This is a genomic window from Kitasatospora sp. NPDC006697 (genome assembly GCF_042869935.1).
In the GTDB taxonomy this organism is placed as follows: domain Bacteria; phylum Actinomycetota; class Actinomycetes; order Streptomycetales; family Streptomycetaceae; genus Kitasatospora.
Map to the genome: position 1 here is coordinate 199,382 of NZ_JBIAGU010000007.1, position 22,180 is coordinate 221,561.

Annotated in this window: 19 protein-coding genes; 13 read left to right on the top strand and 6 right to left on the bottom strand. The window is 72.3% G+C overall.

Translation table 11 applies throughout. The annotated features are described in order from the left end of the window. Window positions 1-172: 172 nt before the first annotated feature. From ACFYNO_RS12505 to ACFYNO_RS12515, 3 genes are all read left to right on the top strand, one after another. Window positions 173-844: a TetR family transcriptional regulator gene (locus ACFYNO_RS12505; RefSeq protein ID WP_388009736.1), complete on the top strand. Its 672-nt coding sequence runs from the start codon at window positions 173-175 to the stop codon at window positions 842-844. A gap of 113 nt (window positions 845-957) precedes the next feature. Beyond that, entirely contained in the window at window positions 958-1,635 is a 678-nt protein-coding gene (locus ACFYNO_RS12510; RefSeq protein ID WP_388009739.1) for a hypothetical protein, read from the top strand. Next, window positions 1,632-2,363: a hypothetical protein gene (locus ACFYNO_RS12515; RefSeq protein ID WP_388009742.1), complete on the top strand. Its 732-nt coding sequence runs from the start codon at window positions 1,632-1,634 to the stop codon at window positions 2,361-2,363. The genes ACFYNO_RS12510 and ACFYNO_RS12515 overlap by 4 nt, the downstream gene beginning before the upstream one ends. Window positions 2,364-2,446: 83 nt before the next feature. Here the strand turns inward: ACFYNO_RS12515 and ACFYNO_RS12520 are convergent, their stop codons facing one another. Further along, window positions 2,447-4,786, bottom strand: a complete 2,340-nt coding sequence (locus ACFYNO_RS12520) for a M4 family metallopeptidase (protein ID WP_388009745.1) — start codon at window positions 4,784-4,786, stop codon at window positions 2,447-2,449. Between the two features lie 442 nt (window positions 4,787-5,228). Here ACFYNO_RS12520 and ACFYNO_RS12525 point away from each other — a divergent pair, with 442 nt between their 5' ends. Beyond that, complete coding sequence (locus ACFYNO_RS12525) at window positions 5,229-6,320, top strand: hypothetical protein (RefSeq protein ID WP_388009748.1); 1,092 nt, start codon at window positions 5,229-5,231, stop codon at window positions 6,318-6,320. Window positions 6,321-6,416: 96 nt separating this feature from the next. Here the strand turns inward: ACFYNO_RS12525 and ACFYNO_RS12530 are convergent, their stop codons facing one another. After that, window positions 6,417-7,043 (bottom strand): TetR family transcriptional regulator, encoded by a 627-nt coding sequence (locus tag ACFYNO_RS12530; protein WP_388009751.1) that lies wholly within the window; start codon window positions 7,041-7,043, stop codon window positions 6,417-6,419. A 214-nt stretch (window positions 7,044-7,257) separates the two neighbouring features. Here ACFYNO_RS12530 and ACFYNO_RS12535 point away from each other — a divergent pair, with 214 nt between their 5' ends. Together ACFYNO_RS12535 and ACFYNO_RS12540 are read left to right on the top strand one after the other, a co-directional pair. Then, window positions 7,258-8,463 (top strand): family 1 glycosylhydrolase, encoded by a 1,206-nt coding sequence (locus ACFYNO_RS12535; RefSeq protein WP_388009754.1) that lies wholly within the window; start codon window positions 7,258-7,260, stop codon window positions 8,461-8,463. Between the two features lie 23 nt (window positions 8,464-8,486). Then, window positions 8,487-9,431 carry an alpha/beta hydrolase fold domain-containing protein gene (locus ACFYNO_RS12540; protein WP_388009757.1) on the top strand — a complete coding sequence of 315 codons (945 nt, stop codon included), beginning with the start codon at window positions 8,487-8,489 and terminating at the stop codon, window positions 9,429-9,431. A 79-nt stretch (window positions 9,432-9,510) separates the two neighbouring features. Here ACFYNO_RS12540 and ACFYNO_RS12545 read toward each other — a convergent pair whose 3' ends face one another. Beyond that, a complete protein-coding gene (locus tag ACFYNO_RS12545; RefSeq protein ID WP_388009760.1) occupies window positions 9,511-10,500 on the bottom strand; it encodes a LacI family DNA-binding transcriptional regulator in 990 nt (329 codons plus the stop codon). A gap of 328 nt (window positions 10,501-10,828) precedes the next feature. Between ACFYNO_RS12545 and ACFYNO_RS12550 the strand changes: the two genes are divergently transcribed. The 7 genes from ACFYNO_RS12550 to ACFYNO_RS12580 all read left to right on the top strand — a co-directional run bounded on the left by ACFYNO_RS12550 (window position 10,829) and on the right by ACFYNO_RS12580 (window position 19,767). Beyond that, on the top strand, window positions 10,829-11,752 hold the full coding sequence (locus tag ACFYNO_RS12550; protein WP_388009763.1) for a carbohydrate ABC transporter permease: 924 nt from the start codon (window positions 10,829-10,831) through the stop codon (window positions 11,750-11,752). A 3-nt stretch (window positions 11,753-11,755) separates the two neighbouring features. Further along, a complete protein-coding gene (locus ACFYNO_RS12555; protein WP_388009766.1) occupies window positions 11,756-12,685 on the top strand; it encodes a carbohydrate ABC transporter permease in 930 nt (309 codons plus the stop codon). A gap of 134 nt (window positions 12,686-12,819) precedes the next feature. Continuing rightward, window positions 12,820-14,163: an ABC transporter substrate-binding protein gene (locus ACFYNO_RS12560; protein ID WP_388009769.1), complete on the top strand. Its 1,344-nt coding sequence runs from the start codon at window positions 12,820-12,822 to the stop codon at window positions 14,161-14,163. A gap of 185 nt (window positions 14,164-14,348) precedes the next feature. After that, the gene (locus tag ACFYNO_RS12565) at window positions 14,349-16,100 is read left to right on the top strand and encodes a glycoside hydrolase family 35 protein (protein WP_388009772.1); all 1,752 of its coding nucleotides are present in this window, start codon (window positions 14,349-14,351) and stop codon (window positions 16,098-16,100) included. Between the two features lie 349 nt (window positions 16,101-16,449). After that, window positions 16,450-17,868: a family 2B encapsulin nanocompartment shell protein gene (locus ACFYNO_RS12570; RefSeq protein WP_388009775.1), complete on the top strand. Its 1,419-nt coding sequence runs from the start codon at window positions 16,450-16,452 to the stop codon at window positions 17,866-17,868. Between the two features lie 69 nt (window positions 17,869-17,937). Next, on the top strand, window positions 17,938-18,801 hold the full coding sequence (locus ACFYNO_RS12575; protein WP_388009778.1) for a geranyl diphosphate 2-C-methyltransferase: 864 nt from the start codon (window positions 17,938-17,940) through the stop codon (window positions 18,799-18,801). A gap of 126 nt (window positions 18,802-18,927) precedes the next feature. Beyond that, window positions 18,928-19,767 carry an SDR family NAD(P)-dependent oxidoreductase gene (locus ACFYNO_RS12580; RefSeq protein ID WP_388009781.1) on the top strand — a complete coding sequence of 280 codons (840 nt, stop codon included), beginning with the start codon at window positions 18,928-18,930 and terminating at the stop codon, window positions 19,765-19,767. A 58-nt stretch (window positions 19,768-19,825) separates the two neighbouring features. Here the strand turns inward: ACFYNO_RS12580 and ACFYNO_RS12585 are convergent, their stop codons facing one another. The 3 genes from ACFYNO_RS12585 to ACFYNO_RS12595 all read right to left on the bottom strand — a co-directional run bounded on the left by ACFYNO_RS12585 (window position 19,826) and on the right by ACFYNO_RS12595 (window position 22,162). Continuing rightward, entirely contained in the window at window positions 19,826-20,494 is a 669-nt protein-coding gene (locus ACFYNO_RS12585; protein WP_388009784.1) for an O-methyltransferase, read from the bottom strand. Window positions 20,495-20,578: 84 nt separating this feature from the next. Further along, on the bottom strand, window positions 20,579-21,238 hold the full coding sequence (locus ACFYNO_RS12590; RefSeq protein ID WP_388009787.1) for a DedA family protein: 660 nt from the start codon (window positions 21,236-21,238) through the stop codon (window positions 20,579-20,581). 84 nt (window positions 21,239-21,322) lie between these two features. Further along, complete coding sequence (locus ACFYNO_RS12595; protein WP_388009790.1) at window positions 21,323-22,162, bottom strand: class I SAM-dependent methyltransferase; 840 nt, start codon at window positions 22,160-22,162, stop codon at window positions 21,323-21,325. Window positions 22,163-22,180: the final 18 nt, after the last annotated feature.

Here is a 22,180-nt window from a genome sequence, read left to right on the forward strand (position 1 = left end):
GGCCAGGGCCGGCCGGGCCCGGCCGGCGGGTGTGCGCGGCGGCCGATCGACGCCCGGTGGCCCGAACGGGCGCTGTGGGATGGACTCTTGGCGCGCCGCTCCCCCCGAGGATTCGCGCCCGCCCGGGTGATCGGGCAGAGTGGTAGCCCGACTTGCGAGAGGGAGGCGGCCGATGGTCGAGCGCGGGAGCGGCGCGGTGACGGCGGAGGTGACCGAGCCGGAGCTGCGGCGCCGTCCGGTGCAGCAGCGCAGCCAGCTGCGGCTGGAGCGGCTCCTGGACGCCTGCGCCGAACTGCTCGACCAGGGTGGCGCCGCCGGGCTGACCACCAAGGAGGTGGCGGCCCGCGCCGGGGTGCCGATCGGCACGCTCTACCAGTTCTTCACCGGCAAGCAGAGCCTGCTGGCCGCGCTGGCCCGGCGCAACCTGGGGAGCTACCTGGCCCGGCTGACCCGGCGGTTGGACGCGGAGAGCCCCCGGGACATCGGCGGCTTCGTCGACCTGGCGGTGGAGGAGTTCGTCGCGATGAAGCGGGCGGTGCCCGGGTTCGCCGCACTGGACTTCGGGTTGACCGGTCCGGCGCCCGCCGCGCTGGGCGACGTGGAGCACCTGCTCGACCTGACGATCGACAACAACGGCACGGTGGCCCAGCTGCTGCACCAACTCACCGCCAAGCACCTGGGCAGCGCCGGCGGCGGCCCCGGCCCGCTGGCCCTGCGGGTGGCGCTGGAGTGCGCGGACGCCGTGCTCAAGCTCGCCTTCCAGCACGACCGGGAGGGGGACCCGGCGCTGATCGCCGAATGCAAGGCGGTGCTGCGCCGCTACCTGGCGCCCGCCTCGAACTGACGAGCAGACCAAGAACGGGCGTGCGATTCCGCGCCACCCGCATGGGTCAATTCGCCTACCGGTAGCACCGTTCCATCATCGGCCCGGGGCTGGTCTGGCTACCGTCGTTGCCCATGCACGGCGACGAGGACCACAAGGAGCACCGCCCGCCGCGGCCCGGCCAGGACGACCAGGGGCACTGCCACGACGGCGATCACGACTGCCGCGACCATGACGGCCAGGGCCACGGCCACGACGGCGACGGCCACCACTGCCCGTGCCACGACGGCCCGCTGCACCTCTGCCACCCACCGACGCCGCCCCCGCCACCACCGCCGCCCAGTCCGCCGCCGCCGAGCCCGCCGCCGCCACCACCGCCGCCGCCCACTCCCCCGGCACCGACCCCGCCACCCGTGCCGACCCCGCACCCCACCCCGCACCCGACCCCTCCACCGCCTTCCCCGTCCTCCCCGCCGCCCCCGGTGCCCAAGGCGACGCACGCCGCCGTCCCGCCCCCGCGCCCCACCCCGCCACCGCCCAAGCCGACCCACCGACCCGCACCCGCCCCGACGCCGACCCCCACACCCACGCCCACGCCCACGCCCACCCACACCGTCGCGCTGCCCGCCCCGCCCCCGCCCGCCCAGCTGCGCACCGCCACCGCCGTCCCGAGCCACTACGTCGACGACAGCCTCGCCGTCCCCCCGGCGGACGCGCAGAACGCCTTCACCTTCGTCGCGGTCTCGATCCCCGCGGTCATCGCGGCCGCCGCCGTCAGCTTCTTCAACCACTCATCAGGGAGACGTCGTTGAGTCTCGGAATCGTCCTCGCCGTGCTGCTCGGCGCCGCCGTGGCCGTGGGCATCCTGGCCGCCTTCGGCCGCACCAAGCGCTCCCGCGAGGGCAACTTCTCCTCGGGCGCCCTCGGCTTCCTCGGTTCGGCCTCGCTCTCCTCCTTCATGCTGGTCGCCGCCTTCCTGATCGCCGGCTCCTGGTCCAACCTCAACACCGCGCGCGGGCACACCTGGGACGAGGCCCGTGCGCTCAACGCCGCCTACACGGACGCCGATCCGACCACCCGCCCGCTGCTGCGCTCCTACGTCACCGAGGTGATCGGCCCGGACTTCCAGGCGATGGCGCACGGCAACGCCGCCGCCAGCGCCTGGGCCGACCTGGACACGGCGCGCAAGCACGTGGAGGCGATGCCCGAATCGCCGCAGCGCACCACCATGCTCAACGACCTGGACGACGTCTACACCAAGCGCCAGGTCCGGCTCGCCGACACCGCGCTCTCGCTGCCCTCGCCGCTCTACCCGGCGCTGATCGCCACCGGCCTGCTGGTGCTGCTCTACGCGCCGATCGCCGGCCTGACCTTCCACCACCGGGAGGCGATCGCGCTCGGCCTGGTCGGCGCGGTGGTCGGCTTCGGCATCTTCCTGGTCACCCAGATGACCCACCCCTACGCCGGCCCTATGCACGTCACCCCGGTCGCCTACGAGCAGAGCCTGCAGCGCTTCAGCCAGCTCTCCCAGCAGAGCTGACGACCACCTATACGACGGGCCCGGCCCGGGCGGTGTGCGCGCACCGCCCGGGCCGGGCCATTGTTCCACCAGCTGACTGGCCGTCAGTTGGTGGTGTTCAGCGCCGCGTCGTCGATCACGAAGCTGGTCTGCAGCGAGGTGTCCTCGGTGCCGGTGAACTTCAGCGCGACGCTCTGCCCGGCGTAGGACGAGAGGTCCACGGTGCGCTGGGTGTAGCCGGCCGCGGCGTTCACGTTGGACCAGCTCTGCAGAGTGGTGCCGTTGGCGGTCAGCGCCAGCTTGTCGTAGGCGGTGCTGCCGGTCTCGGCGGTGTCGATGTGCAGCCAGAAGGTCAGCGTGGCCTTGCAGCCGGTCGGGATGGTGACGGTCTGCGCCAGGGTGTCGGTGTGGGTGGTGCCATAGCCGTTCATCCAGGCCTTCCAGCTGCCCGCGTGGGCCGGCTCGCCGGTCGAGCTGTCGACCACGCCGGAGGAGGTGGTCCAGGGCGCGGCCGAGCCGGTCTCGAAGCCGCCGTTGCCGAGCAGCTGGCCCGGCGTGCAGCTGCCGCCGCCGCCCCCGCCGACCGTCCAACTGAAGTTCACCGAACCGGACTTGCCTGCCGTGTCGGTGGCGGTGGCGGTCACCGAGTAGGTGCCCGCGGTGCTCGCGGTGCCGGTGATCAGGCCGGAGCCGCTGATCGACAGGCCGGCCGGCAGGCCGGTGGCCGACCAGCTGAGCGTGCCGGTGCCGCCGGTCGCCTTGAGCTGCAGGCTGACCGCGCTGCCCTGGGTGGTGCTCTGGTTGCCCGGGTTGGTCACGGTGACCCCGCCGGTGGGCAGCGAGCCGACGTTGACGGCGGCCCAGGCGGTGGCGACCGCGTTGTACTCGGCGCTGCCGGCCCCGTAGAGGTCGGTGGCGGCGGCCAGCGTGGCGGTGCGGGCGCCGGCGTAGTTGGTGGTCGAGGTCATGTGCGCGGTCAGCGCCTGGTACCAGATGTGCAGCGCCTTGTCCCGGCCGATCCCGCTCACCGAGATGGAGTTGACCGTCGGGCTGTTGTACGAGAAGCCGTTGATGGTCTTGGCGCCGCTGCCCTCGGAGAGCAGGTAGAAGAAGTGGTTGGCCACGCCGGAGGAGTAGTGCACGTCCAGGTTGCCGACCGTGGAGGTCCAGGAGTCGGCCGAACTGCCGTCCTTGGAGGGCTTGTCCATGTAGCGCAGCGGGGTGCCGTTGCCGTTCAGGTTGACCAGCTCGCCGATCAGGTAGTTCGGCGGGTTGCTGGGCAGGTTGGCATACCACTCGACGCCGGTGCCCAGGATGTCCGAGGTGGCCTCGTTGAGGCCGCCGGACTCGCCGGAGTAGTTCAGGGCGGCGGTGGCCGCGGTCACGCCATGGCTCATCTCATGGCCGGAGACGTCGATCTCGGTCAGCGGGTGGGTGTTGCCCGAGCCGTCGCCGTAGGTCATGCAGAAGCAGCTGTCGTCCCAGAACGCGTTGGTGTAGTTGGAGTCGTAGTGCACCCGGCTGTAGGCGCCGACGCCGTCGTTGCGGATGCCGGAGCGGCCGAAGGTGTTCTTGTAGAAGTCCCAGGTGGCGGCGGCGCCGTACTGGGCGTCCACGGCGGCGGACTGGCGGTTGGAGGCCTGGCCGTTGCCCCAGGTGTCGGTGGAGCTGGTGAAGAGGGTGCCGTTGCCGGAGGTCCCGTTGGCCATGTCGGTGGTGTACTGGCCGCCGCGGGTGCCGTCCTTCAGCTGGTAGCTGCTGCCGGACTGGGTGGTGGTGAGCGGCACCTGGCCGACGAAGACACCGGTGCCGGTGCCGGTCTCGATGGTCTCGGCCTTGCTGAGCACGGCGCCGGTGGCCGCGTCGGTGACCACCTGGAGGCGGCTGGGCGTGCCGTCGGCCTGCTTGCCGGTGACCAGGGTGCGCCAGGCCAGGCTGGGGCTGTCGCCCTGGGCCCAGACCACGAGTTGGGGCGCGGTGTCCAGCGCGGCGCCGGCCTCGGCGGCCAGCGCCTGGGCCTGCGCCTTCGGGGCGCTGACCGCGGGGGTGGTGGAGAGCCCGTTCAGCGAGGCCGATTTGGCCCGGTCCACACCCTTGGTGGCGCCGGCGGCGTCCTGGTGCACGATCAGGTCGCCGCCGAGCACCGGGAGGCCGGCGTAACTGCGGTCGTAGCGCAGGTGCTTGGTGCCGTTGGCGTCGACCACGACGTCCTTGGCGATCAGCTTCTCCTGGCTGCCGAGGCCGATCGCCTGGGCCAGCGCGGCGCTCTGCGCGGCGGCGCCGGCCAGCAGTTGGGCGTGCGCGGTGGCGGCCTGCTGGGCCGCGGCGGGCGCGGCGGCGGCGGAGCCGGGACCTGCGGCCTGTGCAGCGGCCGGGAATCCGACGGCGATCAGTGCGGTGGCCGCGGCGAGCGCGGCGAACGAGGTACGGGCGTGGTGAGGCACGTCTGGACGCTCCTTGACCGACCGGGGGCGGGGTCGCCGCCGGTGGTGGGTAGCCGGCCGCGGGGTTGCGGCGCAGCTCGGCCCTGCCGCCGGTCGGCGGTCCGGGCTGGTGGGGGCGCGGCCCCGGGGCGACCGGGGCGGCGTTGGGGGGAATCGTGGCAGCTGACACCAAGTCAATGACAGAACCATGCCAAAAGTTGGCTGATTGTCATACTTACGCAAGGGCCACTATTGACGCTCCCTTGACCCGGCCATGGTCCGTGGATGGGCATCGGGGCCCCGCGAACCGGCCTCGGGCCGCCGTCCGCTCTCGGCCATTCGACGGCATCCCGCCACGCGGCGGCCGCCCGCCCGTCACTCCCCCGCCGCCGCGCCGACATCCGGCGGCCGAGGGCCCGCGATCCGATGATCGACGGGCCGTCGGATGATCGACAATGGACCCATGAGCCTGATCTCCGCGCTGGCCGGCCTGCTGCTGCTCGCGCTCACCATCGCCAGCATCCTGCGCACCCTGGTGGTCCCGCGCGGGCTCTACTCCGCCCTGACCGACCGGCTCTGGCGCGTCGTCCGCCAGTGCCTGCGGATCGCCGCCGCGCCCTTCGGCAGCTACCGCGCCCAGGACCGGGCGCAGGCCTGGCTGGCCCCGCTGATGCTGGTCGGCATGCTCTTCTGGTGGCTGATCGAGCTGCTGGCCGCGTTCACCCTGCTGATGCACGCCAGTTCCGGGCTCTCCTGGGGCGTCTCGGTCCGCGAGGCCGGCTCCAGCCTCTTCACCCTGGGCTTCGCCAGCGGCGACCGGCTCCGCCTCTCCGCGCTGGACTTCCTGGCCGCCGCCAGCGGCCCGCTGGTGATCGCCCTGCAGATCGCCTACCTGCCCACCCTCTACGGCAGCTACAACCGGCGCGAGGTGGAGGTCACCCTGCTGCAGTCCCGGGCCGGCGAACCCGCCTGGGGGCCCGAGCTGCTGGCCCGCCAGTCCCTGGTGGACACCGAGACGGCGCTGCCGCAGCTCTACCGGGACTGGGAGCGGCTGGCCGCCGAATTGGGCGAGAGCCACTCCAACTACCCCGTGCTGCTCTCCTTCCGGTCCCCGCAGCCCTACCGCAGCTGGATCGTCGGGCTGATCGCGGTGATGGACGCGGCGGCGATCCAACTGGCCGTCAGCCCGCACAGCGCGCCGCCGGAGGCCCGGCTGGTGCTGCGGGCCGGCTTCACGGCGCTGCGCGACATCGCCCGGGTGATCCGGATCCCGTTCGACCCGGACCCGGAGCCGGACGGGCCGATCCGGATCAGCTACGCGGAGTTCGACGCGGCGGTGGCGATGATCATCGCCTCCGGCTACCGGGTGGAGCGCCCGACCATACTCGCCTGGCCGCACTTCCACGGCTGGCGGGTGAACTACGAGGCGATCGCCTACGAGCTGGCCCGCCGGGCGGACGCCGTGCCGGCGCTCTGGACCGGCCCGCGCGACTTCGCCGTCACGCCGATCCCGCCGCGCCGCCCCGCCGACCGGCGGCCGGGCGTGACGCTCTGACCCGGAGGGCCCAAGGGCGCCACCGGGCTTGGCGACCGGCAGGCGCAACGCCGCGCCGGCTCCAGGGGCTGTCCGGCAGTCCGCGTCGGACGGCCTCTAGTCCGAGCCCTCCCGGGGCTCCGTGGCGGCGGCGCGTGCCAGCGCTTCGAGCAGCACGTCGCGGAGCCTGGCGATGTCCTCCGCCATGTCGATCGACGGGTCGAGCAGCCACTGCTGCTGGAGCCCGTCGGTCGCGGCGATCAGCATCCGGGCCGCCCACTCCGGCTCCACGCCGGCGTCGGGCTCGGGTGGCCGGCCGGCCGGCGGGCCGGCCGCGAGGGCGTTCGCGTAGCGCTGCCGCAGGACCTGGTAACGCTCGGTGAAGTACTCGTGCGCCGGGTGCGCCTCCTCGGCGGCCGCGGCCGAGAGGTCCACGAAGAGCTTCACCAGGCCGGGCGTGTCGGCGTTCTCCGCCAGCATCTCGGGGCGCCAGAGCGCGGCCTCCTCGCCGTACCGCCGCGCGGCGGCGGCGTCCCGGGCCGCCAGGACGGCGGTGAGCAGTTCCTCCCGCCCGCCGAAGTGGTGCAGCACCCCGGCGTCCGTCAGCCCTACCCGCTCGGCGATGTCCCGGACCGAGACCCCGCGGCTGCCGGCCTCGGCGTAGGCGGCCAGCGCGGCCTCCAGGATCAGCTGTCGTCGTGCGGCGCTCTTCGCGTACGGGCCGCGTGGACCACGGGTGCTCACCCGAGCACTGTAGTCCGCGAGTGCTTTCGCCAAAACCTTGCACTCCTAAGTTTTGAGTTTTACCGTGGTACTGCGGGCGCACCCCCACAGCCGCCCGACCGCCCCTCTCCCGGCAGCGCGCCGACGCTCGCCGCACCCGATCGAGGCGCGCACCTCCCGCGCCGGCGCCGATCCGTGCCGGGGCGCCAGTTCCACCTCCCCGAAAGGCCCGGCCATGTTCGCCTGCGCCGAAGGCACCCCGTTCCCGGACGACTTCCTGTTCGGAGTCGCCAGCTCCGCCCACCAGACCGAGGGCGGCAACACCGCCAGCGACTGGTGGCGGCTGGAGCACCGCCCGGGCACGCCACTCGCCGAACCCAGCGGCGACGCCGCCGACAGCTACCACCGCTGGCCCGTGGACATGGATCTGCTGGCAGAACTCGGCTTCACCGACTACCGGTTCGGCATCGAGTGGGCCCGGATCGAACCCGAGCCCGGCCGCTTCTCACGGGCCGCCCTCGCCCACTACCGCCGGATGGTCGAGGGTGCCGTCGAGCGCGGGCTGCGTCCCATGGTCACGCTGCTGCACCACACCGTGCCGCGCTGGTTCGCGGAACGCGGCGGCTGGACCGCCCCGGACGCCGCCGACCGGTTCGCCCGCTACGCGACCGTGGCCGCGCCCGTCCTCGGCGACGGCGTCCGGCACGTGTGCACCATCGCCGAGGCCAATCTGCTGGCCGCCCGCAGCACCCCGGAGCCGTTTCCCCAGGGGACCGGATTCCCGCTCCCCGCCACCGGCGCGACCGAGGCGCTGATCGAGTCCCACCGGGCCGCCGTCGCCGCCGTCAAGGCGGTCTCGCCCGCCATCCGATCCGGCTGGTCGGTGGCCGTTCAGGGGTACCAGCCGGCCTCCGGCACCGGGCAGCACGCGGCCGCCTACCGCCGCCCGCGCGAGGACGTCTTCATCGAGGCCGCCCGCGCCGACGACTGGATCGGCGTGCAGGCCGGCAGCCGCACCCGGGTGGGACCGCTCGGCCCGCTGCCCGTGCCGCCGGCCGCCGAGACCACCCTCACCGGCGAGGAGTACTACCCGGCCGCCCTCGGCCGGGCGCTGCGCCACACCGCCGCGCTGGTCGACACGCCGATCATCGTGACCGGCCACGGCATCGCCACCCGGGAGGACCACCGCCGGGTCGCCTACACCCACCGCGCCCTCCAGGACCTCGCCCGGGCCCTCGCCGACGGCCTGGACATCCGCGGCTACCTGCACCGCAGCGCCCTCGACGGCTACGAGTGGGGCTCGCACCGCCCCGCCTTCGGCCTGATCGCGGTCGAGCCGCACAGCTTCCTGCGGGTGCCCAAGCCGTCCGCCCACTGGCTCGGCCGGATCGCCCGCAGCCGCAGGCTGCCGGATCCCCGCCCGCCGGCGCAGGATGATTGACCTGTTCGAGAGGAAGCCACGCCATGCCCGAGCAACCCGCCACCGCACCGGCCTCGGCGCCCCTGCTGCCGCCCGCCTTCCTGCCCCCGCCCGAGCCCGTGACCGCCGCCGACGGCACCCGCCACCACGACGGCGCGACCTACGCCCGGACCTCGGGCTACCGCCCGCGCCTGCTGGACCTGCACCGGCCCGCCACCGCCGGGGCCGCGCCCCTCGTGGTCTGGATCCACGGCGGCGGCTGGGCCGACGGCGACCGCCGCTACCCGCCGCCCACCGTCCCGGCGGAGCTCCTCTTCGGCTCGCTGCTGCGGGCCGGCCTCGCCGTCGCCACCATCGACTACCGGCACAGCCTCGAAGCCCCGTTCCCCGCCCAGTTGCACGACCTGCGCGCCGCCGTCCGCTACCTGCGCCGCTTCGCGGGCGAACTCGGGGTCGACCCGGAGCGCGTCGCGCCCTGGGGCGAGTCGGCGGGCGCGCACCTGGCCGCGCTCGCCGCGCTGGCCCCCGCGGTGACGGCCGAGGGCCTGGACCTCGAAGGGCGAGAGGGCGTCAGCGGCGGCGCCGGCAGCGGGGGGCTGCGTGCCGTGGTCGACTGGTACGGCCCCACCGACCTCGCCGCGGCGGCCGAGGCGTTTCCCGCCGAGCTGGCGGTGCCCCCGGTCGGCAACCCGGTCACCACGCTGGTCGGCGGCGGGACCGGCGAGCCCGCCGACCTGCTGCGTGCGGCCAGCCCCGTCAGCCACGTCGGCGCCGGCGCCCCGCCGTTCCTGATCGTCCACGGCACCGCCGACCAGGTCGTGCCGTACGCGCAGAGCGAGTTGCTGGCCGACCGGCTCGCCCCGTACACCGACGTCGAGCTGGTGCCCGTGCCCGGTGCCGATCACCTCTTCGCCGGCGCCGCGGACATCGAGGGGCTGGTCGCGCTGAGCGTGGCCTTCCTGGCGCGGGAGTTGACGTCGGGTCGGTGATGCCCGACCCGGCCGGGGAGCAGCAAAAGCCCCTGGAACCGCGGCTCCGCGCCGCCCGCCCGCCGGCCGGCCGGTCCGCTCAGCGCGAGGGCGGGGCGGCGGTGCTCGCCCGCACGACCAGCCGGGTGGGGACCAAGGTGGTGCCCTGCTCGGCGGTCTGGTTGCGGATCTGCTTCAGCACGCCCTCCACGCACCGCCGGCCGACCTCCGCGAAGTCCTGGTGGACGGTGGTCAGCGGGGGGATGAAGTCGCAGGACTCGGCGATGTCGTCGAAGCCCACCACACTGACGTCCTGCGGAACGCGCCTGCCGCGTTCGTGGAACGCGCGCAGCAGGCCGAGGGCCATCTGGTCGTTGGCGGCGAAGACCGCGGTGCAGTCGGGATCATCGGCCAGCAGCATCCCGGCGCGGTAGCCGGACTCCGCCGACCAGTCGCCCCGCACGACGGGCGGCACGGCGCGGCCGGCGGCCTCGAGTGCGGCTCGCCACGCGTCCGTCCGGCGCTGGGCCGCGAACGACTCGGCCGGCCCCGCTAGGTGCCGGACGGTGTCGTGGCCGAGGTCGAGCAGGTGCTGGACGGCCAGCCGGGTGCCCTCGCTCTGGTCGGTGTCGACCACGCTGTACCGCTCGCCCGCGTCGGAGTCGGCGACGACCACCTGGATGTGCGGCGGCAGTGAGATGGTGGCGGCGTCGAGGAGGTGGACCTCCATGATCACGATGATGCCGTCCACGGCGAGTTCGCCGAGCCTGGTGAAGGCCCCGCGCACGCCGGTCTGGGTGGGGACGGCCACCGGCATGAGGGTGATGGCGTAGCCCTCGCCCGCGGCGGCATGGGTGATCGCCTCCAGCGTGCGGACGTTGCCGGTGGTCGAGAGGGTGAACAGGATGACGCCCAGGGTCCGGAACTCGCCGGCCTTCAGGGCGCGCGCGGCGCTGTTGGGCCGGTAGCCCAGTGCCTTCATGGCGGCCAGGACCCGCTGGCGCGTCTCCTCGACCACCCCGGTGCTCCCGTTCGAGACCCGGGAGACGGTCTGTGAGGAGACACCGGCCAGCCGTGCGACGTCGGCCATGGAGGCGCCGCGCTGCCTCGTGCGTCCACCTGTCGCGCCCTCCGCGGCGGCCGCGACTCCTGCGGCTTCCGCTGACGGCGGCAACGCCCCTGCCCTGCCCACGTGTCCCCTTCCCGGCCCCGCCCGCCGGCACCGTGAACCGGTGAACGGCTTCCTCTTGACGCCCCTCGGGCGGCGGTGTCAACATCACGCTAATCCAATGTTTACGTAAACGTCCAGCACGCGGAGCCGCGAGTGTTTACGTAAACATCGAGCGCACGCCGGGCGCTCCGCTGCCAGGGGCACTATCCGCGAGCAGCGAGCAGCCGGCCACCACCACGGGACGGTCATGACGATCACCTCACCACCCGCCGTGCCAGCGGGTCGCGGAGCCATACCACGCAGGCGGAACCGGCGCGGACTGGTCGGCTGGGGCTTCATCGGGCCGTTCCTGGCCGTCTTCGCCCTGGTCTTCCTCGCACCGATCGGTTACTCGGTCTATCTCAGCCTGTTCCAGGACCGGCTGATCGGCGGCAACACCTTCGTCGGCCTCGACCACTACCAACAGGCCTTCCAGGACCCGGAGTTCTGGTCCGGCTTCGGGCGGGTGGCGCTGTTCCTGGCGGTCCAGGTCCCGATCATGCTCGGGATCGCGCTGCTGGCGGCGCTGGCGCTGGACAGCGGGCGGCTCTACGGGAAGAGCTTCTTCCGGATCACCGTCTTCCTCCCCTACGCCGTTCCGGCGGTCGTCGCCACCCTGATGTGGGAGTTCCTCTACGGCTCGCGCTTCGGCCTGGTCGGGGAGATCGACCGGGCCTTCGGTGTCTCCCTGCCTGACCCCCTGTCACCGGGCCTGGTGCTGGCGAGCATCGGCAACCTCGTGACCTGGGAGTTCGTGGGCTACAACATGCTCATCTTCTACTCGGCACTGCGGGTCGTCCCGCGCTCCCTCTACGAGGCGGCCGAGATCGACGGTGCCGGGCAGTGGCGGGTCATCACGGCCGTCAAGCTCCCCGCCATCCGCGGGGCCCTGGTCATCGCGACCATCTTCTCGATCATCGGCAGCTTCCAGCTGTTCAACGAGCCCGCCATCCTCAAGGTGGCGGCGCCCAACGCGATCACGACCTCCTTCACGCCGAACTACTACACCTACACGCTGTCCTTCTCTGGCCAGCAACAGAACTACGCCGCCACCGTGGCGATCATCATGGGCGTCATCACCATGGTCATCGCCTACGTCTTCCAGCTGCGCGGCATGCGAAAGGAGGCGTGACCGATGCCCGCCACAACGGACGCCCCGGCCCGGGTCCAGCGGCAGTCCACCGGCGTTCCACGGCCGCGTGGACGGGTCCACTCGGTCGACCGCCCCCGCCGCAGCATCCTGGTCACCGTCCTCGCCGCCCTGATGGTGCTCTACACCGTGGTGCCGCTGGCCTGGCTGGTGATCAGCGCGACGAAGACCCAGAACGACCTGCTCGGCTCCCCGGGCCTCTGGTTCAGCGGCCACTTCGCGCTGTGGGACAACATCCGGCAGACGCTCACCTACGACGACGGCATCTTCGGCCGCTGGCTGCTCAACACCCTGCTCTACGTGGTGGCCGGCGCGGGCGGGGCGACCTTCCTGGCCGTGCTCGGCGGATACGGGCTGGCGAAGTTCGACTTCCGGGGCAAGCGGTCCGTGTTCGCCCTCGTCATCGGTGCCGTGGCCGTGCCCACGACCGCGCTGGCCGTCCCCACCTTCCTGTTGTTCAGCAAGATGGGGCTGACCAACACTCCGTGGGCCGTCATCATCCCCTCGCTGGTCTCACCGTTCGGGCTCTACCTGATGTGGGTGTTCGCCTCCGAGGCGGTCCCCACCGAACTGCTGGAGGCCGCGCGCGTCGACGGGTCGGGCGAACTGCGCACCTTCTTTCGGATCAGCCTCCCGCTGCTCGCCCCGGGCATCGTCACCGTCCTGCTGTTCAGCGTGGTCGCGACCTGGAACAACTACTTCCTCCCGCTGATCATGATCAAGGACCCGCACTGGTACCCGCTCACGATCGGCCTCAACTCCTGGAACGACCAGGCGGCCACCGCCGGCGGCCAGCCCGTGTTCAACCTGGTGATCACCGGCTCGCTGATCACCATCCTTCCCCTGATCGCGGCGTTCCTGCTGCTCCAGCGGTACTGGCAGTCCGGCCTGTCCGCGGGAAGCGTCAAGGAGTGAGCGCCGCACCGAGCCGGTCCGCTCGCCCCTGAACCCCACCGCCATGCCCCGCCCGGCAGCACGGCACCCGCCGCCGGGCCATCCCGTCCTACCCACCCCCTGCTCCGCCCCACCCTGACATTGGAGTAACTGAGATGAGGACCAAGCCAGTTCGCCACGCTCTTCGTGGCCTCGGTCTGGTGTGCGCCGCCGCACTCGCACTCACCGCCTGCAGCAGCACCGGTTCCGGCTCCGGTGGCGGCGGCCCGGTGTCCGCCTCCAGCCTCGACGCGGCCCTCAACCAGGGCGGCACGATCACCGTCTGGGCGTGGGAGCCCACCCTCAAGCAGGTCGTCACCGACTTCGAGGCCAAGTACCCCAAGGTGCACGTCAATCTGGTGAACGCGGGCACCGGTGACAAGCAGTACACCGCGCTGCAGAACGCGGTCCAGGCCGGCAGCGGCGCCCCCGACGTCGCCCAGGTCGAGTACTACGCGCTGGGCCAGTTCGCCCTCGGCAAGTCCTTGCAGGACCTGTCCAGGTACGGCGCGTCCGACCTCGCCAAGCAGTACTCGCCCGGTCCCTGGAGCTCCGTCAGCATCAACGGCGGGGTCTACGCGCTGCCGATGGACTCCGGCCCGATGGCGCTCTTCTACAACAAGAAGGTCTTCGACAAGTACAACCTCACGGTGCCCACCACCTGGGACCAGTACGTCGACGACGCCCGCAAGCTCCACGCGGCCGACCCCAACGCCTACATCACCAACGACACCGGCGACGCCGGCTTCACCACCAGCATGATCTGGCAGGCCGGCGGCCACCCGTACAAGGTGAACGGCACCAAGATCTCCATCGACTTCACCGATCCGGGCAGCGCGAAGTACGCCGACACCTGGCAGAAGCTCGTCTCCGAGCACCTGGTGGCACCCGTCAACACCTGGACCGACCAGTGGTACAAGGGCCTTGGTGACGGCACCATCGCCACCCTCGCCATCGGCGCCTGGATGCCCGCCAGTCTCGCCTCCGGCGTGCCCACCGCCTCCGGCGACTGGCGCGTCGCCCCGCTCCCGCAGTGGCAGCAGGGCCAGACCGCCAGCTCCGAGAACGGCGGCAGCTCGCTCGCGGTCATGAAGTCCAGCTCCCACCAGGACCTCGCCTACGCCTTCCTCAAGTTCGCGAACGCCGGCGACGGAGTGCAGGACCGCATCAAGGGCGGCGCCTTCCCCGCCACCACCGCCGACCTCGACTCGCAGGCCTTCCTCGACACCGCCTTCCCCTACTTCGGCGGCCAGCAGGCCAACCAGATCTTCGCCGACTCCGCCAAGAACGTCGTGACCGGCTGGCAGTACCTCCCCTACCAGGCCTACGCCAACTCCATCTTCAACGACACCGTCGGCAAGGCCTACGTCTCCGGCACTCCCCTGGCATCCGGCCTGAAGGCCTGGCAGGACGCCTCCGCCAAGTACGGCACCGGCCAGGGCTTCTCGGTCGGCCAGTAGGACCGGTGTCCGGAGGCACGCGCACACCCACCGGGCCCCGCCCCGCGACCGGCCCGGGTGTCCCGCGTGCCTCCGGCCCCGCCCGGGGACGCGCGACCGCCGCCGGCATGCGCGCCGCCGGCGGCCCGGCACCCCGCCCCATCCGGCCCCTGGGCCGCCCGACGACATACGGAGTACCCACCACCATGCCCGTCCTGCAGATCGAGGGCGACGACTTCACCCTCGACGGCGAGCCGTTCCGGATCATCTCCGGTGGCCTGCACTACTTCCGCATCCACCCCGGCCAGTGGTCCGACCGCCTGCGCAAGGCCCGGCTGATGGGGCTCAACACGGTGGAGACCTACGTCCCGTGGAACCTCCACCAGCCGCGGCCCGGCACCTTCCGCCTCGACGCGGAACTCGACCTGCCGGCCTTTCTCACCCTCGCCGCCGCCGAGGGGCTGCACGTCCTGCTGCGCCCCGGCCCGTACATCTGCGCCGAGTGGGAGGGCGGCGGCCTGCCGTCCTGGCTGCTGGCCGACCCGGACATCCGGCTGCGCAGCCAGGACCCGGCGTACCTCGCGGCCGTGGAAGGCTACTTCAGCCGCCTGATCCCCCCGCTGCTGGACCGTCTGGCCACCCGCGGCGGTCCCGTCCTGGCCGTGCAGGTGGAGAACGAACTCGGCGCGTACTCCGAGGACACCGCGCATCTCGCCCACCTCGCGGACCTCCTGCGCCGCCTCGGCGTCGACGTCCCCCTCTTCACCTGCGACCAGCCCGCCGACCTGGCACGCGGAGCGCTGCCCGGCACGCTCGCCACCGCCAACTTCGGCAGCAACTCCCGCCGGGGCCTGGCCGGTCTGCGCACCCACCAGCCCGTCGGCCCGCTGATGTGCTCCGAGTTCTGGAACGGCTGGTTCGACCGCTGGGGCGGCCACCACATGGTGCGCGATCCCGCCCAGGCCGCACAGGAGTTGGACGACCTGCTGTCGACCGGCGCCTCGGTCAACCTGTACATGTTCCACGGCGGCACGAACTTCGGCTTCACCAACGGGGCCAACGACAAGCACACCTACCGGCCCACCATCACCTCGTACGACTACGACGCCCCCCTCGACGAGAGCGGCGACCCCACCGAGAAGTTCGAGGCCTTCCGCAGCGTCATCGCCAAGTACGCCCCCGTGCCCGCCGAGTCGGCCCCCGGGCCCGGCGCCAAGCTCGCGGTACCCGCGATCGCCCTGACCGAGAGCACCGCGCTGTTCGACAACCTGCCCGTCCTGGGCGCACCGGCGTCCTCCGAACGACCGCTGACGATGGAACAGCTCGGCCAGGACTTCGGGTTCGTCCTCTACGAGGCCGCCCTGCCCACGGCGGGTCCCGCCCTGCTGGAGGTCGAGGAGGTGCGCGACCGGGCACAGGTGTTCATCGACGGCCAACCGGTGGGCGTGCTGGAACGCGAGAACCACGAGCACGCCATCGCGCTCACCGTCCCGCGTGCGGGCAGCGTCCTGCGACTGCTGGTGGAGAACCAGGGCCGGGTCAACTACGGACCGGGCATCCACGACCGAAAGGGGCTCCTCGGCAGGGTCCGCCTCAACGGCGCCGAACTGACCGGCTGGACCAACCGGCCGCTGCCCCTCACCTCGCTCACCGGCCTCGCCTTCGGCGGCGGCGCCGAGCCGGTCGTCGGCCCGGTCTTCCACCGCGGCACCTTCGAGGTCGGGACACCGGCCGACAGCTTCGTCCACCTGCCCGGCTGGACCAAGGGCAACGTGTGGGTCAACGGGTTCCACCTCGGCCGGTTCTGGTCCCGCGGCCCGCAGTACTCGCTCTACCTGCCCTCCCCCGTCCTGCGCCCGGGGGAGAACGAGATCACCGTGCTGGAGCTGCACGCCGCCCACCAAGCCCGCACCGTCGACCTGCGCGCGACGCCCGACCTCGGGCCGACCGAGGAGTAGCCGCGGCCCGCTCCTGGTACCCCGGCTCCCACGGTGCCGGGGTACTCGCGCGCCCCACGCCAGCGGGACCCAGTTCGCACCTTGTGCTATCACATTGCCGACCGCCGATTAACACCCTCAGAGAAGTCATATTTCCTGATCATCGGTAGTTTGCGGATCTTGAACGTGTTTCCGCAGGCCGAACGGGTGGTGCGCGCCCCTAAACGGGGGCGCGCGAAATTCCTCACACCTCCCCACACGGCGTGGATACCGACGTTCTCTCCCCCATCAGGACGCGGCATACGGTGGAATCTGACGCGGCAACAGATTTCACCCGTATGCCACTGACCGTCAGAATGGGAGAGACCCGATGTCGATCGAGACCGGGCCGGCGCCGACCGATTCGCAGCAGGCGAAGACGCGGCTCAGCCTGAGCACCGTCGCCGCGCGCAACCTCGCCACCACCACCAAGTCCGAGCCGCAGATGCAGGGCATCAGCTCGCGCTGGCTGCTCCGCTCGCTCCCCTGGGTGCAGGTCTCCGGTGGCACCTACCGGGTCAACCGCCGGCTCTCCTACGCCGTCGGCCGCGGCCGGGTGAGCTTCGTCAAGACCGGCTCCGAGGTCAAGGTGGTCCCGCCCTCGCTGCGCGAGGTGCCGGTGCTGCGCGGCCTGGAGGACGAGGCGGTGCTGCAGGAGCTGGCCAACCGCTTCGGCCAGCGCGACGTGGCGGCCGGCGAGGTGCTGGTCGAGGCCGGCCAGCCGATCGACGAGATCTACCTGATCGCCCACGGCAAGATCAACAAGATCGGCACCGGCAAGTACGGCGAGACCGCGGTGCTCGGCCACCTGGCCGACGGCGACCACCTCGGCGACGAGGCGGTGCGGCAGACGGACGCGCTCTGGGAGTACACGGTGAAGGCCGCCACGGCCGGCACCGTGCTGATCCTGCCGTTCGCCGCCTTCCAGGAGCTGGCCGGCCGCTCGGAGGCGCTGCGCGAGCAGCTCGCCGCCTACCTGGCCAGCGGCGACCAGGCGCAGAACCAGCACGGCGAGGCCGAGATCGAGCTGTCGGCCGGCCACGACGGCGAGCCCGAGCTGCCCAGCACCTTCGTCGACTACGAGCTGGCCCCGCGCGAGTACGAGCTGAGCGTGGCGCAGACCGTGCTGCGGGTGCACAGCCGGGTCGCCGACCTGTTCAACGACCCGATGAACCAGGTCGAGCAGCAGTTGAAGCTGACCATCGAGGCGCTGCGCGAGCGCCAGGAGTACGAGCTGGTCAACAACGCCGAGTTCGGCCTGCTCGCCAACGCCGAGTACGACCAGCGGATCCAGACCCACTCCGGCCCGCCCACCCCGGACGACCTCGACGAGCTGCTGAGCATGCGCCGCGAGACCACCCACCTGTTCGCCCACCCGAAGGCGATCGCCGCCTTCGGCCGGGAGTGCAGCAAGCGCGGCATCTACTTCGGCAGCGTCGACATCGGCAGCCACCACATCCCCGCCTGGCGCGGGGTCCCGATCTTCCCCTGCGGCAAGATCCCGGTGGTCGACGGCCACACCTCCTCGATCATCGCGGCCCGCATGGGCGAGAACAACCAGGGCCTGGTCGGTCTGCACCAGACCGGCATCCCGGACGAGTACGAGCCCGGCCTGAACGTCCGCTTCATGGGAATCAACGAGAAGGCCGTCATCTCCTACCTGGTCAGCGCCTACTACTCCGCCGCCGTGCTGGTCCCGGACGCGCTCGGCGTGCTGGAGAACGTCGAGGTCTCGCGCCCGCGCGCCTGACCCCCCGCCGGTTCCGGCAACCCCCGAAGGAAAATTCCCCGTACCCTCCACGAGGAGTCAGCAGCAGTCATGACGACCACCACGCCCAACACCGGCTCGGTCCTGCGCACGGCCTTCCAGAAGTCGGTCGCCAACTACTGGAACACCAACCAGGTCGACCCGGTCAACCTGTGGCTGGGCCAGATCGACGACCTGTACCACCACCACTACGGGCTCGGTGAGTACGACCCGTCGGTGCTGGAGGGCCCGGAGGACACCCGCGACGACCGGATCATCAAGGAGATGCACCGCCTGGAGACCGCCCAGGCCGACGTGCTGCTGGACCACCTCGGCGACATCCGCCCCGAGGACCGCCTGCTGGACGCCGGCTCCGGCCGCGGCGGCACCAGCATCATGGCCAATGCCCGGTTCGGCTGCGAGATCGACGGCATCTCCATCTCCGAGTACCAGGTCGGCTTCGCCAACGAGCAGGCCCAGAAGCGCGGGGTGGCGGACAAGGTCCGCTTCCACTTCCGCAACATGCTGGACTCGCAGCTGGAGACCGGTTCGCGCAAGGCGATCTGGACCAACGAGACCACCATGTACGTGGACCTCAACCAGGCCTTCGCGGAGTTCTCCCGGCTGCTGGAGTTCGGCGGCCGCTATGTCTGCATCACCGGCTGCTACAACGACATCACCGGCGGCCCGTCCCGCGCGGTGAGCCAGATCGACCAGCACTACATCTGCAACATCCACCCGCGCAGCGAGTACTTCCGCGCGCTGGCGGCCAACGGCCTGGCCCCGATCAAGGTGCTGGACCTGACCCCGGACACCATCCCGTACTGGGAGCTGCGGGCCAAGTCCTCGGTGGCCACCGGCATCGAGGACCCCTTCCTGACTGCCTACAAGGAGGGCAGCTTCCACTACCTGCTGATCGTCGCGGACAAGATCTGACGACTGCTCGGCCGCCCGTCCGGAGGCCGGTCGCACCCCGCGGTGCGGCCGGCCTCCGGCGCGTCCGAGCCCACCCGGAGCATCAATCTTTTGATAAGTCATCAATATGTTGATATACATCAGCCCATGAACAACGAGACTCCACTGGACGGCCGGGTGGTCCTGGTCACCGGCACCACCCAGGGCATGGGCCGCGCCCTGGCCCTCGACCTCGCCGCCCGGGGCGCCACCGTGCTGCTGCACGGCCGGGACCCGCGGCGGCTGGCGGCGGTGCTCGCCGAGGTCCGGGCGACCGGTGCCGAGGCCCGCGGCTACCGGGCCGACCTGGGCGACCTGGCCCAGGTCCGCGCCCTGGCCGAGGAACTGCTGGGCGCCGAACCGCGGTTGGACGCCCTGGTGCACAACGCCGTGGCCGGCGGCGGCAGCGACCCGACCCGGCGCGAACTCAGCGCCCAGGGCGTGGAGTTGCGCCTGGCCGTCAACCACCTGGCGCCGCACCTGCTGACCCGGCGGCTGCTGCCGCTGCTGCGGCGCGGCGGGGGCGGGGCCCGGGTGGTCAACGTCGCCTCGATCGGCCAGTCGCCGGTGGACCTCGCCGACCCGATGCTGGAGCGCGGCTACGAGGGGCTGGAGGCCTACTGCCGCAGCAAGCTGGCGCTGATCATGGACACCTTCGCGCTGGCCGCCGAACTGCCCGCCGGCGAGGTGACGGTGAACGCGCTGCACCCGGCACACCTGATGGACACCCCGGGCGTGCGGGCCTACGGGCTGGTGCCCGAGGTCGGGGTGGAGGAGGGCGTGCGGCCGACCGTCCGGCTGCTCACCGATCCCGCGCTGGCGGGGGTGACGGGCCGCTACTTCGACCGCTTCACCGAGACCCGGGCACACGACTGGGCCTACGACCCGGCCGCCCGGGCCGGTCTGGCGGCACTCACCGAGCGGCTGGTCGCGCCGTTCGCGAACTGACGAACGGCGGGTGCCGGGGGGGGGCACCCGCCGTTCGGCGTCTCCGGGGAGGGACGGCTCAGCCGCCGACCCGGATCAGCGTGAAGCCGTCGTAGCCCTTGGCGCCGACGGTCTGCACCGCCGTCGCCTCCAGCCGCGGATCGGCGGCGACCGCCCGGTGCATCCGGCGGATGCCGACCACCGAGGGGTCATCGCTCTCCGCGTCGGCGATCTTGCCGCCGCGCACCACGTTGTCCACCACGATCAGCGAGCCCGGCCGGGTCAGCTTGACCGACCACTCCAGGTACTCGGGGATGCTCGGCTTGTCGGCGTCGATGAAGACCAGGTCGAACGGCTCGGCGCCGTCGTCCACCAGCTCCGCCAGGCTGTCCGAGGCACGGCCGGTGCGCACCTCGGCGACCCGCTCCAGGCCGGCCTCGTGCAGGTTGGCCCGGGCGACGGCGGCGTGCGCCGGGGAGAGCTCCAGCGAGATCAGCCGGCCGTCGGCGGGCAGCGCCCGGCCCATCCAGATCGCGCTGTAGCCACCGAGCGAGCCGATCTCCAGGATCCGCCGGGCGCCCACGGTCAGGGCCAGCAGCTGGAGCAGCTTGCCCTGGGTCGGCGAGACGGCGATGGCGGGCAGCCCGGCCTTCTCGCTCTGCACCAGCGCGGCGGTCAGCGCCTCGTCCTCACCGACCAGCGCCTCGGCCAGGTAGTCGTCCACCGCGGTCCACTGCTGCTCGCTCATCAGCTTCCTCCTCTGTCACACCCGCACACGTGCGAAAGTCCGCCGCCGATCCTACGTGGCGGCGGACTCCCCGGTGACAGCCCGTCAGCTGCGGCGCGCCTCGTCCAGCTCCTCCGGGCGCCCGGCGGCCTCCGGGTGCTCGGCCCGGGCCTTGGCGGCGCGCTTCTTGATCACCAGGCCGGAGACCAGGCCGCCCACCGCCGCCAGGCCCAGCGCCACGTAGGAGAAGCTCTGCAGGTACTTCTCCACGGCCTTGCCCACGTAGTAGACGGCCATCGTCGTCCCGCCGGCCCAGATCACCCCGCCGAGCACGTTGGCGATCAGGAACCGCCAGTAGGGCATCCGCAGCGCACCGGCCAGCGGCCCGGCGAAGATCCGCAGCAGCGCGATGAACCGGCCGAAGAAGACGGCCCACATGCCCCAGCGCTCGAACGACCGCTCGGCCGTCGCCACATGGTCCGGCCCGAAGTGCCGGGGGAACCTGCGCCCCAGCTTCTCGAAGAGCGGCTTGCCGCCCTTGCGCCCGATCGCGTAGCCGATCGAGTCCCCGATGATCGCCCCGGCCGTCGCGCAGATCGCGACCAGCACCGGGTTGACCGTCCCCTTCGAGGCCACCATCCCGGCGGCGACCAGCGCCAGCTCTCCGGGCAGCGGAATGCCGAGGCTCTCCAGCCCGATGATCAGGGCGACGAGTCCGTAGACCGCGCCGGGTGGCACGTGCTCGATCCAGGCATCGATGTGCAAGGCCGGTTCCTCCAGAACGCGGTCGGACGGGGGCGACAGGGCAGCCTAGCGCGCCGCCTCGCAGTCGAACGCTTTACCGACCTTTTAGGTTCCCGCGAAGTCCACCACCGTCACCGAGGGCAGCCGCCCGGCCAGCGGCGGCAGCGTGAGCGCCGCCGGCATCAGCGCCCCGAAGACCCCCCGCCCGCCGACCGGCCGGACCTCCCGCACCCCGGCCACCCCGGGCCCGGCGGTGCGCAGCTTCGCCCGCTCGCCCGCGTCCATGCCCCAGGGCATCGGCGGCACCCGGTAGCCGGGCGTGCGCATCCGGCCCTGGACGGTGAGCCGGCTGAACCAGCGCGGCACCGCGTCCAGCACCATCGACCCGCCCGGGAACCGCTCGGCGCACCCGGCGATCAGCTCCCGCACCTGTCCCGGCCGCAGGTACATCAGCAGGCCCTGGCAGGTGACCAGCACGCCGTGCGCGGGATCCACCTCCTGGGCCCACTCGAACCCGGTCGCGTCCCCCGCCAGGTACCGCTGCCGCGGCCCGGGAGGCAGCAGCCGCTCCCGCAGCGCCACCGCCTCCGGCAGGTCCACGCCGAGCCACTGCGCCCGCCCGTTGTCCACCCGCCAGTACTGCGTCTCCAGCCCCTCGCCCAGGCAGACCACCGTCCCCCGCGGCTCCCGCGCCAGGAAGTCCGCCACCTCCCGGTCGAAGCACCCCACCCGCAGCCCCTGCACCAGCGACTGCAGCCCGCTGGTCCCGAACCGCTCCGCGAACGGGTAGTCGATCCGGTCGACCAGCTCGATCGCCTTGGGGTCGCGCAGCACCCCGTCCGGCCGCCGCGCCTCGGCGGCCCGCTGGTAGAGCGTCCAGAGCGCGGTCTCGGGCACCTCGCCGAGGTCCGCCGGTACCGGTGCTGACGCGTCGTCAAGGGTCATGTGAGGCTCCTCCTCGGT